Raw genomic sequence first — 12,408 nt, 5'->3', positions numbered from 1 at the left:
CCTGTCCCCTCCTCAGAAGCTCAACCGGCCACCGAGCGTTAGCACGATCGCACGCGCGTTGCGCAATTCGCCATTGGTCTGGATGGTCGTGGCGGCGGCCGTTCCCGGATAGAAGCTGCCCGGACGATCGATCGTCGTATCCTCGAAGTCGACATAGTTGGCGCCGGCATCGATCGCGAAGCCCGGCGTCACCTGGAAAGTGCCGCCTGCGCCGTAGTTCCAGCGGTTGGCATCGGGCACACGGGCGTCACGCTGTGTATCCTGCGTCGGGGTCGTCGCATGCTGCACGCCGGCGCGCAGCGTGACGCGGGGCGACAGGGCGTAATCGAAACCGCCCGCCAGGCTCCAGCTGTTGCGATAATTTTCCGGGATCGCGGTGTTCAGCGGCGGCCCCAGCCGGATCGCATCGAACTGACCCCAGGTATAGCGGATCGCCTGCGCGTTCAGCGTCAGCGCGTCCGTCGCCCGGAAGCGACCACCGACGATGATCTGCGCGGGCGTGTAGAAGCTGGCGGTGGCCCCGTCGACCACGCGGTTCTGCGCGGCGAGCGGCCCCAGCAGGCCGCTGATCTCCAGCGATCCCTTCAGCTTGTGCTGAATCGCCGACTTGTAGCTGATGCCGACCGTCGCCCAGTCGTTGTGCAACTGCACGCCAGCCGTCCAGCCCAGATCCCAGCCGTCGCCGGACAGGCGCTGCAACCCGTCGGGCAGCGCCGCCGACAGGTTCGGCAACGCGTTGGACAGGGTGGCGTCGGAATATTCCACGTTCACCGCGCCGCCGACGCGCAGCCAGGGCAGCAGCGACACCGCGATCGACGGCTGGATGTCGATGGTACGCAGGCGGGTGCGATCCGCGCTGTACCGCGCCCAGCTATCCCCGTCATAATTGGTGGTGAAGCTGTACGGCGACGTGACGGCGACGCCCACCGCGATCCGGTCGGTCAGCGGATAGGCCACGGCGCCCGACGGCACCACGCCCTTGCGGATCGGGTCGGACGAGGTGCTCTGCCCGCTGATGGCGGTCGGCACGCCTGCCACGGTGCGCCGGATACGCGACCCCGTGTCGACCACATCGCCCTTGGGCAGGATGGCGGACGCGCTGATCGCGGCCTCGCCGCTGCGGATATCGGCGATCGCCGCCGGGTTCCACCACAGCGACGCGGCGCCGGTATCGGCGACCTCGCCCGAAAAGGCACGGCCCGCGGCACGCGCCGATTGTTCCTGAAGGTAGAAGGCCTGCGCGTGCGCGGCCCCGGCAAAGGCGAAGGAGGGGGCGACGACCGAAGCGAGCAGCACGCCCTTGATACGCAGAGACATAACGAAAAATTCCTGAAGCAGAAGAAGGCTTGGGGTGCGCGCGATCAGCGCACGCGCGTCCAGGTCTGAGTCTTGCACAGCGGCACGAACACGCAGCCGCGCACCTTGAGCTGGTTGGCGCCCACCGGCGTCACCTTCGCGCTATAGGTCTTGCCATCTTCGGCATTGTAGATCTTGCCGCCGGTCCAGGCATCGCCGTCCGCGGTAAAGCCGCTCAGCATCAGCATGCCCTTGATCGGGCGACCGCGCAGCGCGGCATTGCTGTTGTTGGCATCCTTCAGGTCGGGCTGCGTACGCAGATTGTCGGAAGTGACGATACGGCCGCAGATCGACGCGCCGCAACGCTGGATCTCGACGACACCACCACGGGTCTCGGTCTTCCACCGCCCGATGGCGGCGTCGGCGGACGGCGACGCTGCGGCCAGGGCCATTCCGATTATGCTGAAGAACATGGTCATTCCTCTCCTATCGCCCCATGCGGGGCACGGGTCCGCCTGCCCTTTTACCGGCACGGCGCCGCATGCGTACGGTCGCCGACACCTCGTCGTCCAGACACCGGACCTAAAGGGCCGGCAACTGACGCATAGGGAAACGTCACCCCGATCGACTACGTCTTTGGACGAAGCTGTCAACCGGTTTGTGGTACCCGCCCGCCGTCATCGATCCTGTTCGTGCCGCATCAGGCTGGTTTGGCGAGCATCTTTTCCGCACTGGTTTTGACGAACTCGGCGATCGGGCCGCCCATCATCGCCAGCATCATCGGCACCTGAACCGTACCGGCCACGCGGGCATCCTCGACCGCCATGTCGACGGCGACCTTCTGCCCCATCGCGGTGATCGCCAGCGTCAGCCGGTCGGCGTCGATCCAGTCCGCATCGACCGTGCCACCGCCCGGAATATGCTGCGCCAGCTTGGGCAGGCCCGCCTCGATCCGGCGCCGTGCCTCCGCGCGGCCAAGGCTGTGGGAAATGTCGAACGGAATGGTCGCCATGGGGTCGGGTCCTTTGGGAATGGGGAGGTGGGGATAGGCCGGCTGGCTGCGATCGCAAGGGTGGGAAGCCCCCTCACCCACGCTGCTGCGTCACCGCCGCGATGAAATTGGCGAGTTCGCGCCGTCGTCCGGCTTCCTCGGCAAACTCGCCATCGATGCCCAGCTCCCAGCGCGCGGCGCTGTCCGCCGGATCATGCTGCAACCGGTCGAGCAGCGCGGCGCGCCGTTCCACCGCCTCGACATCCGTCGCCAGCCCGGATTCGACCAGCGAGTCCGCCTGATGACGAATGGCGACCGCGATCTCGCCGGGCGCCAGTTCGGGGTGATATTGCACGCCCCAGAAGACGCCGCGATCATGCCGGATCTCCGCGGCCTGCACGCGCGTGACGCCGTTGCCGGCAAGCAGCACGGCGCCATCGGGCAGTTGCTCCACCTCGTCGGTATGGATCGCCGCGGCGTCCCAGGCACCCGGCCGGCCGGCGAGCAGCGGATGCCCGCGCCCCGCCTCGGTCGCGGTGATGCCGCGCGCCACCGCCGCCTCGATCCGGCCGGTCATCGCGCGCACCTTGCCCCCCGCCGCGAACACCGCCAGCTGCAATCCGGCGCATGAGCCAAAGGAGCGCACGCCGCTGGCGAACACCGCGCGCATGAAGGCGACCTGCCGGCGCACCTCCGGCTTGTCGTCATAGACGTGCAGCGGCGATCCCGTGACGAACACCGCATCAAAGGCGGCGATGTCCTCCAGACCCATGTGCGGCGCATCGGCATCGGCGGGCGCGATGCGCGTCACCTCCGCCGCCGGCACCATGCCGGTCAGCGTGGCGGCATAGGTTTCGCCCGAACTTTTGCCCGCCCGCTGCCGACGCGCCTCGCGCTCCTCCGCGGTTTCACTCTCAAGTACCAGAAATTTCACGCCTTGCTCCCGTCATCCTCTCGACAGGGGCCAAACGCATGGTGGTGCGTTCGGCCCCGTATGCGAGCGGGTGCGGCGATCAGAAGGCGTCGGCGGGCAGCGCCATGGTCGATCGCTTGCCCGACTTGATGACCAGGAAACCGGTCGTCGCCTGCGGCAGGATGCGGTCGAAGAAGAAGCCCGCGGTCGCCAGCTTCGCACGGTAGAAGGCGGCATCGTCATGCCCCTCGTCCAGCCGCGCCTGCGCGATCACCGCCGCCTTCAGGAAGGTGTAGCCGATGCCGACCAGACCCAGCATGCGCAGGTAATCGGTTGCCGCCGCGCCCGCTTCCTCGGGGTCCTTCATGCCCTTTTGCGCGATCATGCCCGTGGTGAGCTGAAGCGCGCCGAAGCTCTGGTGCAGCGCCGCGGTCCATCCCGCGATCGCCTTGTCGCCGTGCCCCGCCGTTTCCTCGCACAAGGCCGAGACGGCGTGGAAGAAAGGCCGCAGCGCCCGGCCCATATGCGCGGGCATCTTGCGACCGACCAGATCGAGCGCCTGGACGCCGTTGGTGCCCTCGTAGATCTGGGCGATCCGCGCATCGCGAACGAACTGCTCGACGCCGTGTTCGCGGATATAGCCGTGCCCGCCATGCACCTGCACGCCCAGGTTCGCGGCATCGAAGGCAAGGTCGGTGAACAGCGCCTTCACCACCGGCGTCATCAGCGCGACGAAATCGCCCGCACGCTGCTTCACCGCCGGATCGGCGCTGTGCTTCTCGGCATCGAGCGCGCGCGAGGTCCATTGGCCGAGCGCCCGGCACCCTTGCGCATAGACGCGCATGGTCATCAGCATGCGGCGGACGTCGGGGTGGACGATGATCGGGTCGGCGGGCAGATCCGGCCGCTGCGCCCCCGCCAGCGAGCGCCCCTGCAGGCGTTCGCGGGCATAGGCGACCGCGGACTGATACGCGATCTCGTTGATGCCGAGGCCCTGGATGCCCACCGAAACGCGCTCGGTGTTCATCATCGTGAACATCGCGGCCAGCCCCTTGTTCGCCTCGCCGACCAGCCAGCCGGTGGAGCCGTCGAACGCGATCTGGCAGGTGGCCGATGCCTTCAGGCCCATCTTGTGCTCGATGCCGGCCACCGACACGCCGTTCGCCGCGCCGACCGCACCATCGGCACCCGGCAGATATTTGGGCACCAGGAACAGGCTGATCCCCTTCACCCCCGCCGGCGCATCGGGCACGCGGGCGAGGACCAGATGGATGATGTTGTCGGTCAGGTCGTGGTCGCCCGACGAGATGAAGATCTTGCCACCGGTGATCGCAAAGCTGCCATCCTCGCGCGGTTCGGCCCTGGTACGGAGCAGGCCGAGATCGGTGCCGCAATGCGCCTCGGTCAGGCACATGGTGCCCGCCCATTCGCCGCTGACCATCTTGGGCAGATAGGCCGCCTTCAGCGCCTCCGAACCATGCCCCTCGATCGCGGTGGTCGCGCCGTGGGTCAGGCCGGGATACAGGCTGAACGACAGATTGGCCGCGCAGATCATCTCCTCGACCAGCTTGTTCACCGTCTCCGGCAGGCCCTGTCCGCCATATTCGGGCGGCGAGGCGAGTGCCGCCCAGCCGCCGTCACGGAAGGTGGCATAGGCCCGCGCAAAGCCTTCCGGCGTGCGGACGACGCCGTCTTCCAGCCGGCATCCTTCGATGTCGCCGCTGGCGTTGAGCGGCAACAGCACCTCCTGCGCCATCCGTGCCGCCTCTTCGAGCACGGCATCGTACAGATCGGGGGAGAACTCCTCGAAGCTGGGCAGATCGCCGAAACCGTCATCGGCGAACAGTTCGTGAAGCACGAAGCGCATGTCGCGCAACGGAGCCTGATAGACTTGCATGGGTTTTCGTATCCCGATCAGTTGCGGAGCGGCTTACCGGTTTCGAGCATGTGCTCGATCCTTGCCTGCGTCCGCGCATCTTTGACGCTTGCCATGAATTGCTGGCGCTCCAGCTTCAGGAGCTGGTCCTCGGTCACGGTGTCGACCAGATCGGCCTCCCCGCCGGTCAGCACCTGCGCCAGCCGACCCGCCACGACCTGGTCGTACGGCGTCGCCACGCCCTTCTTCACGAAGTCACGCACCACACCCGCGATACCCACCCGGCCGCTTTCGCCGGCCAGGCGGAAGGTCGGCTTTTCGGGCGGCGCATAGCCCTCGACAAGGGCGAGCGCCTTGTTCTTGGCATCGGCGAGCAGGCGGTCGCGGTTCATGGTGATGCCGTCGCCGCGGCGCAGGATCATCATCTCGCGCGCCTCCGCCGCCGACTTGGCGACCTTGGCAGTGGAGATCATCTCGAACGCCTTGGCGGTGGCGGGCATCGGCCCCTTGGGAAAGCCCGGCGTCTTCTGGAACCGGTCCAGCATCTCGCCATGCCCGCCCCAGCCGGGGACGAGGCCGACGCCCGCCTCGACCAGCCCCGTATAGGTTTCGGCATGTGCCTGGATCGCATCGGCATGGAGCAGGATTTCGCACCCGCCGCCCAGCGCCAGTCCGGCAGGCGCAGCCACGACCGGGAAAGGCGCGTATTTCAGCGCCTTGAACGCGGCCTGCCCGCCCGTGATCAGCTTGTCCACCTCACTCCACGCCGCGATGTTCACCGCGAACATGGCAAGGCCGAGATTGGCGCCGGCCGAGAAATTCGACCCCTCGTTATAGATCACCAGCGCCTTGTATCCGCCCTTCACCAGCGGGATCGCCTTCTGGATAAGCTGGATGACCTGCTCGTCGAACGCGTTCATCTTGGCGGTGAATTCCAGGCAGACGACGCCGTCGCCGATATCCCAGAGCGCCGCCGATCCGTTCCTGGCGAGCGGCTCGGCCCGCAGCTTGATATCCTCCAGCAGCAGCACGCCCTCGCCGCGCACGACATCGGCATAATCGCCGCCCAGCGTCAGATATTGCCGCTTGCCGCCCTCGACCCGGTAGAAGGGTCGGTCGCCCGCTCGCTCCAGGATCGCAGGCACCGCCCGCCCCTCGGCGCGCAGCCGCTCGGCCAGCTTGCCCGGCCCCAGCCGGTCGATCAGCTCGAACGGCCCGAATTTCCAGTTATAGCCGAGCTTCATCGCGTCATCGATCGCGACGATGTCGTCGGCAACCTCGCCCGCCAGCCCCGCGGCATAGGCGAGAACCGGCCCCAGCACGGCCCAGGCATAGGCCCCCGCCTTGCCCGGCGCCGCGACCAGCGCGGCCAGATCCTTGTCCGCCTTGCCGGGCAGGCGTTCCGGCTTCTTCTCGGGCCGGTATTCGCCAGTGGCGAGATCGATCGCCAGCTTCTGCCGGCTGCCATCGGGGCGCTTGTCGAGGCGGTAGAAGCCGCCCTTGCCCTTGCGACCGGTAAAGCCGTCCGCGATCATCCGCTCGATCAGCGGCATCGGGCGCACCGTGTCGAAATAGGCGTCGCCCTGCGGCAGCGTCGCCGACAGGCTTTTCGACAGCAGCGGCATCAGGTCGATGCCGACCAAATCGACCAGCCCGAAGATGCCAGTCTTCGGCACGCCCATCGGACGGCCGCCGATCTGGTCCGCCTCCTCGACGGTCAGCCCCTGGTCCATCGCCGCGTTGATCGCCACCGACAGCCAATAGGTGCCGATGCGGTTCGCGATGAAGCCGGGCGTGTCCTTTGCCCGAACGATCCGCTTGCCCATCATCCGGTCGACGAAGTCCGAAACGCGCGCCGCCACGCCCGCATCGGTCGCCGGGCTCGTCACGATCTCGATCAACCGCATGTAACGCGGCGGATTGAAGAAATGGGTGATCAGGAAATCGCGCCGGAACTGGTCGGAGCGTCCCTCGGTCAGGTTCGCCAGCGGGATGGTGGAGGTGTTGGACGACACCGCGGTGCCCGGCCGCTTGGCTTCCTCCAGCCGGGCATAAAGCGCCTGCTTGATGTCCAGCCGCTCGACCACCGCCTCGACGATCCAGTCGCATTCGGCGACCCGGCCGAGGTGATCCTCGATATTGCCGGTCTCGACCAGCTTGGCCGCCGCCTTCGACATGAAGGGCGCCGGATCGGTCTTCAGCATCCGCGCGACCGCCCCCTTGGCGACGGCGTCACGATCGGCCCCGTCCTTGGGCACGATATCGAGCAGCAGGACGGGCACGCCGGCATTGGCGACCTGTGCGGCGATGCCGGCGCCCATCACGCCGGCCCCGATCACGCAGACTTTCTTGATCGCATCCGTCATTTATGCACGCTCCAGCACGGTTGCGATGCCCTGCCCGCCGCCGATGCACTGGGTGGCCAGCGCATAGGTGCCGCCTTCGCGCTCCAGCAGGGCGGCCGCCTTGCCGACGATGCGCGCGCCCGTCGCGCCCAGCGGGTGGCCGATCGCAATGGCGCCGCCGTCCAGGTTGATCGTCTCGTCCTTCAACCCCAGGTCGCGGATGCAGGCGATCGCCTGGCTCGCAAACGCCTCGTTGATCTCGACGATGTCGAGGTCGCCGGACGTGATGCCTGCCCGCTCCAGCGCCTTCTCCGACGCACCGATCGGCCCCAGCCCCATCGTCTCGGGCGCACACCCCGAAATCCCCACCGACTTGATCCGCGCCAGAATCTTCAGGCCATGCCGCTTGGCAAAGTCCTCGGAGGTGACCAGCACGGCCGATGCGCCATCGGTCAGCGGCGAGGCGGTGCCCGCGGTCACCGTGCCGTCCTGGCTGAAGGCGGGCTTCAGGCCGGCGAGGACCTGCTCGGTGGTGTCGGGGCGGATGATGCCGTCCTCGCTCACCACGCCGCCCTTGGTCTGGATCGGCACGATCTCGTCCGCCAGACGACCGGCGTCACGCGCGGCGGCCGCCTTCTTCTGGCTCCGGACCGCAAAGCCCTCCTGCTCGGCGCGGGTGATCTGGTATTTGGTCGCGACGTTCTCGGCCGTCTCTCCCATGCCCATATAGGCGCCCGCGCTCTTGGCGGCGAGTTGCGGGTTGGGCAGCGGGTTGTAGCCGCCCATCGGCACGCGACTCATCGATTCGATGCCGGCGCAGATGAACGCCTCGCCCGCGCCGATCTGGATCTGGCCCATCGCGATATGGATCGAACTCATCGACGACCCGCAGAAGCGGTTCACCGTCATGCCGCCGACCGACAGCGGCAGGTCCGCCAGCAGGCCGATCATCCGCGCGACGTTCAGGCCCTGCTCGCCCTCCGGAAAGGCGCAGCCCAGAATGATATCCTCGATCGCCGACGCATCGACCCCGGTCCGCTCGATCAGCCCGCGGATCGTCTGCGCAGCAAGGTCGTCCGGCCGTACCCGCGCCAGCGCGCCCTTGCCGGCCAGGTGGAAGGGGGAGCGGGCGTAACCGGCGATCACGACGTTGGTCATGAGATCCTCTCGTTGAAAGGCCCTTGCGGGCTCACGTTAAGGTGCGATAGCTAACCTATACGTCAATGCTATACGAGATGGTGCAACCGGCTACAACCGGGGCCGCCGGAAAAACGAAAAGGAGAGGCGCCAGATGGAAGTGAACGACACGCGCGAACCGGCCGCAAAAGGGGCTGCGCTGGTCTTCGAGCCGCGGTTGCTGACCGACATGTTCGATGCCACGGTGGCCGCACATGGCGGCCGGCCTGCGATCGACTTCATGGGCGGCATCACCCGCTATGGCGAACTGGGCGAACAGGTGGCGCGCGCCGCCGCCGGGTTGCAGGCGCTGGGCGTCACGACCGGCACCCGCGTCGCTTTGTGCCTGCCCAACATGCCGGCCTACCCCATCCTGTTCTTTGCGGTGCTGAAGGCGGGCGGCGTGGTTGTGAACGTCAACCCGCTCTATGTCGAACGCGAGATATGCCATCTGCTGCAGGATTCGGGCGCGGAGATCATCGCGACCTGCGACCTGCCGGACATCCATGCCCGCGTGACGAAGGTCGCCGCGCAACTCGGCCTGCGCCGCGTCATCACCTGTCCGATCGCCGACGGCCTGCCCGCGGTGAAGCGCATCGCCTATCGCCTGGTCAAGCGCGCCGACATCGCGGCCGTGCCGGCGGGGCCCCTGCACGTCACCTTGCGCGCGCTGATGCGCGGTGGCGCGACGCCGGCCCCGGTTTCGGTCGCGCCCGATGACGTGGCGGTGCTGCAATATACCGGCGGCACCACCGGCCTGCCCAAGGCGGCGATGCTCAGCCACGCCAATCTGGTGTCGAACGCCGATGCGATGGTGATGCATGTCGGCGACCAGGGTCCCGAGCAGCAGCGCGTACTGGGCGTGTTGCCGATGTTCCACGTCTTTGCGCTGACAACGGTGCTCAGCTATTCGGTGCGGGTGGGCGCGGAGATGATCCTGCTGCCGCGCTTCGATCTCGAACAGCTGCTCAAGACCATCGCGCGGACGCGCCCCACCTCCTTTCCCGCGGTGCCGACCATCTACAACGCCATCGCCAAGGTGGCGGAAAGCCGCACCGTCGACCTGTCGCAGATCAACGCCTGCATCTCGGGCGGTGCGCCGCTGCCTGCGGAGGTGCGCGTCGCCTTCGAGCGGACGACCGGCGCCACGCTGGTCGAGGGGTATGGGCTGTCCGAGGCATCGCCGATCATCACCTGCAATCCGATCGGCGGGCTGAACAAGGCGGGCTCCGCCGGCCCCCCCTTCCCCGGCACGGTGATCGAGATCCGCGACCGGAGCGGCACCGACCGCGTGCTGCCCCCCGGCGAGGTCGGCGAGATCTGCGCGCGCGGGCCACAGATCATGCAGGGTTACTGGCACAAGCCCGAGGACAGCGCGGCGGTGTTCGTGGACGGCGCGCTGCGCACCGGCGATGTCGGCTATCTGGACGAGGACGGCTATCTGTTCATCGTCGACCGGATCAAGGACGTCATCATCTGCGGCGGCTACAATGTCTATCCGCGAATGATCGAGGAAGCGCTGTACGAGCATCCCGCGGTCGCCGAGGCGGTGGTGATCGGTGTGCCCGACGAGTATCGCGGCCAGGCGCCCAAGGCGTTCGTCACGCTGCGCCCGGCCCAGCCGGCCACCCCGGCCGAATTGCGCGCGTTCCTGGTCGACAAGATCAGCAAGATCGAGCTTCCCCGCGAAGTGGAAATCCGCGAGACATTGCCCAAGACGCTGATCGGCAAGCTTTCCAAGAAGGAACTGGTCGAGGAGGAAATGGCCCGGCTGGCAGCGACGGCGCCGGCGGTGACGGAGCAGAGACGGTGACGGCAGACGACCCGCAGGAATTGCGCGGAATACAGGAGGTGGCCGCCAGCCTGGGGGTCACCGCCCGCACGCTGCGCTTCTACGAGGATCGCGGCCTGATCGAGCCGCGCCGGGTGGGCACCGCGCGCGTCTATACCAGGCGCGAAACCGGGCGGATGCAGCTGATCCTGCGCGGCAAGCGGCTGGGCTTCTCGCTGCGCGAGATCGAGGAGTTCCTCGACCTGTACGATGCCGATCCCCAGCATGTCGAACAGATGCGCGCGCTCGCCGAACGCTGCCGCGAGCGAATCGAGGAGCTGAACCAGCAGAAGATCGCGATCGTCCAGACGCTGGCGGAGCTGGAGACGATCGAGCGCGAGGCGATGGAGCGGGTCACCGCCGCCCTGACCGAGACACCGGCGGTTCCGTAACTTCTTTATCTACATCAATAGCTTATAACGCCCTACCGCGTTCCCGCCACGCCGTGGCGACCGTTGCGGTGACGCAACAAACCTTGGTGGTCCTGTGACGTTCAGCCGGCGCCATTCACGCTGGGAGGACCACCCATGTATTATCACGACAAGCGGCTTCAGTATCCGGTCACCGTCGACAAGCCCGATCCCGCCTTTGCACGCATGCTGCAACAGGCGATCGGCGGCGTGGAGGGCGAGATCCGCGTGTGCATGCAGTATTTCTTCCAGGCCTGGGGCAACCGGGCGCCGACTCCGAAATACCGCGACATGCTGCTCCACACCGCGACCGAAGAGATCGGCCATATCGAGATGCTGGCGACCGCGGTCGCGCTCAACCTCGACAAGGCGCCTGCCTCGCTGCAGGAAGAGGGTGCCGCCGACGGCATCGTGGGCGCGGTGATGGGCGGCGGCAACGGCCGCCACGCGATCGAGGGCATGATCCACAAGAACCTGCTGTCGACCGGTCTTGCCGCGATGCCGGTGGACTCCGACGGCGTGCCCTTCAACATGAGCCACATCTATGCCAGCGGCAACATCGCCGCGGACATGTATTGCAACGTGGCGGCGGAAAGCACCGGGCGCGTGCTGGCGGTGCGCCTGTTCAACGCCGCGCATGACGAGGGCATGAAGAAGATGCTCCACTACATGATCGCGCGTGATACCATGCACCAGCAGCAGTGGCTGGCGGTGCTGGAGGAACTGGGCGGACCCTCGGCCAACCTGCCGGTCCCCAACTCCTTCCCGCAAGGTATGGAGGATCAGGCGAACAACTACAACTTCTACGCCACCGCCGCCGACGGATCGGTGCCGGAGGGACGCTGGACCAGTGGCCCGACCATCGATGGCCGCGGCGACTTCACCGTCTTCCAGAACAAGCCGCTGGGCGAGGAGCCCATTCTCGGCCCCGCCCGCCCCGACAGCGCGGCGCAAAGCCAGCAGATCGGGTGAGGCGCACGCCCGCCCCACCCCCTCACGCTTCGAAGGTTTCGAACATGACCAGATACATGCCCATCTCGATTGCGCTGCTGCTCGCCGGCACCTCCATAACCGCTGCCGCGCAGACGCCGCCCCCGCCGCCCCCGGCCGAGGCCAAGACGCAGGCCGAACCCTATGTGACCGCGGCCGGGCGCAGCGACCTGTACGAGATCAACTCCAGCCAGGTCGTGCTGGAAAAGTCGCAAAATCCCGCGATCCGGCGTTACGCCGACATGATGATCAAGCATCATCAGAAGACCACCGCGGCGACGCTGGCTGCGGCTACCAAGGCCGGCCTGACCCCGCCGCCCCCCGCGCTCGACCCGGGGGCGACCGCCTCGATCAACGAACTGCAACTGGCATCGGCCGGCGACGTCGACCGGCTGTATCTGGCACAGCAGGTGCCCGCCCACCGCGCCGCGCTGGACCTGCACCAGAGCTACGGTTCGGGCGGCGATCAGGCGCCGCTGCGCGCAACCGCCAAAAAGGCGGTGCCGATCGTCCGCCAGCATCTCGCCGAGGCCGAGCGGATGCAGCAGGGCGCCGGCGGCGGCATGTGACGGACCGGGGC

General features: G+C 67.5%; 11 protein-coding genes. 4 read left to right on the top strand and 7 right to left on the bottom strand.

From position 1 onward, the window contains the following. Positions 1-12: 12 nt before the first annotated feature. The 7 genes from OXR08_RS05525 to OXR08_RS05495 form a co-directional block, all read right to left on the bottom strand. Entirely contained in the window at positions 13-1,317 is a 1,305-nt protein-coding gene (locus OXR08_RS05525; protein ID WP_267348401.1) for an outer membrane protein transport protein, read from the bottom strand. A 44-nt stretch (positions 1,318-1,361) separates the two neighbouring features. Then, entirely contained in the window at positions 1,362-1,769 is a 408-nt protein-coding gene (locus tag OXR08_RS05520) for a DUF2147 domain-containing protein (RefSeq protein WP_267348409.1), read from the bottom strand. A gap of 227 nt (positions 1,770-1,996) precedes the next feature. Further along, positions 1,997-2,308: a polyhydroxyalkanoic acid system family protein gene (locus tag OXR08_RS05515; protein WP_267348399.1), complete on the bottom strand. Its 312-nt coding sequence runs from the start codon at positions 2,306-2,308 to the stop codon at positions 1,997-1,999. Between the two features lie 73 nt (positions 2,309-2,381). Further along, positions 2,382-3,221 (bottom strand): type 1 glutamine amidotransferase, encoded by an 840-nt coding sequence (locus OXR08_RS05510; RefSeq protein WP_267348397.1) that lies wholly within the window; start codon positions 3,219-3,221, stop codon positions 2,382-2,384. Positions 3,222-3,300: 79 nt separating this feature from the next. Then, entirely contained in the window at positions 3,301-5,097 is a 1,797-nt protein-coding gene (locus OXR08_RS05505; protein ID WP_267348395.1) for an acyl-CoA dehydrogenase C-terminal domain-containing protein, read from the bottom strand. Positions 5,098-5,114: 17 nt separating this feature from the next. Beyond that, complete coding sequence (locus OXR08_RS05500) at positions 5,115-7,442, bottom strand: 3-hydroxyacyl-CoA dehydrogenase/enoyl-CoA hydratase family protein (RefSeq protein WP_267348393.1); 2,328 nt, start codon at positions 7,440-7,442, stop codon at positions 5,115-5,117. Beyond that, a complete protein-coding gene (locus tag OXR08_RS05495) occupies positions 7,443-8,579 on the bottom strand; it encodes a thiolase family protein (protein WP_267348391.1) in 1,137 nt (378 codons plus the stop codon). It lies immediately after the preceding gene. Between the two features lie 133 nt (positions 8,580-8,712). Between OXR08_RS05495 and OXR08_RS05490 the strand changes: the two genes are divergently transcribed. The 4 genes from OXR08_RS05490 to OXR08_RS05475 all read left to right on the top strand — a co-directional run bounded on the left by OXR08_RS05490 (position 8,713) and on the right by OXR08_RS05475 (position 12,397). Further along, positions 8,713-10,410, top strand: a complete 1,698-nt coding sequence (locus OXR08_RS05490) for a long-chain fatty acid--CoA ligase (RefSeq protein ID WP_267348389.1) — start codon at positions 8,713-8,715, stop codon at positions 10,408-10,410. Further along, positions 10,407-10,820 carry a MerR family DNA-binding transcriptional regulator gene (locus OXR08_RS05485; RefSeq protein WP_267348387.1) on the top strand — a complete coding sequence of 138 codons (414 nt, stop codon included), beginning with the start codon at positions 10,407-10,409 and terminating at the stop codon, positions 10,818-10,820. Before OXR08_RS05490 ends, OXR08_RS05485 begins: the two co-directional genes overlap by 4 nt. Before the next feature lie 135 nt (positions 10,821-10,955). Continuing rightward, on the top strand, positions 10,956-11,810 hold the full coding sequence (locus OXR08_RS05480; RefSeq protein WP_267348385.1) for a manganese catalase family protein: 855 nt from the start codon (positions 10,956-10,958) through the stop codon (positions 11,808-11,810). A 44-nt stretch (positions 11,811-11,854) separates the two neighbouring features. Beyond that, positions 11,855-12,397: a DUF4142 domain-containing protein gene (locus OXR08_RS05475; RefSeq protein ID WP_267348383.1), complete on the top strand. Its 543-nt coding sequence runs from the start codon at positions 11,855-11,857 to the stop codon at positions 12,395-12,397. Positions 12,398-12,408: the final 11 nt, after the last annotated feature.

The sequence above is a fragment of the Sphingomonas sp. GM_Shp_2 genome, assembly GCF_026540875.1.
GTDB classification, from domain to species: Bacteria; Pseudomonadota; Alphaproteobacteria; order Sphingomonadales; family Sphingomonadaceae; genus Sphingomonas; species Sphingomonas carotinifaciens.
This window is presented reverse-complemented; position numbering and strand designations above follow the sequence as displayed.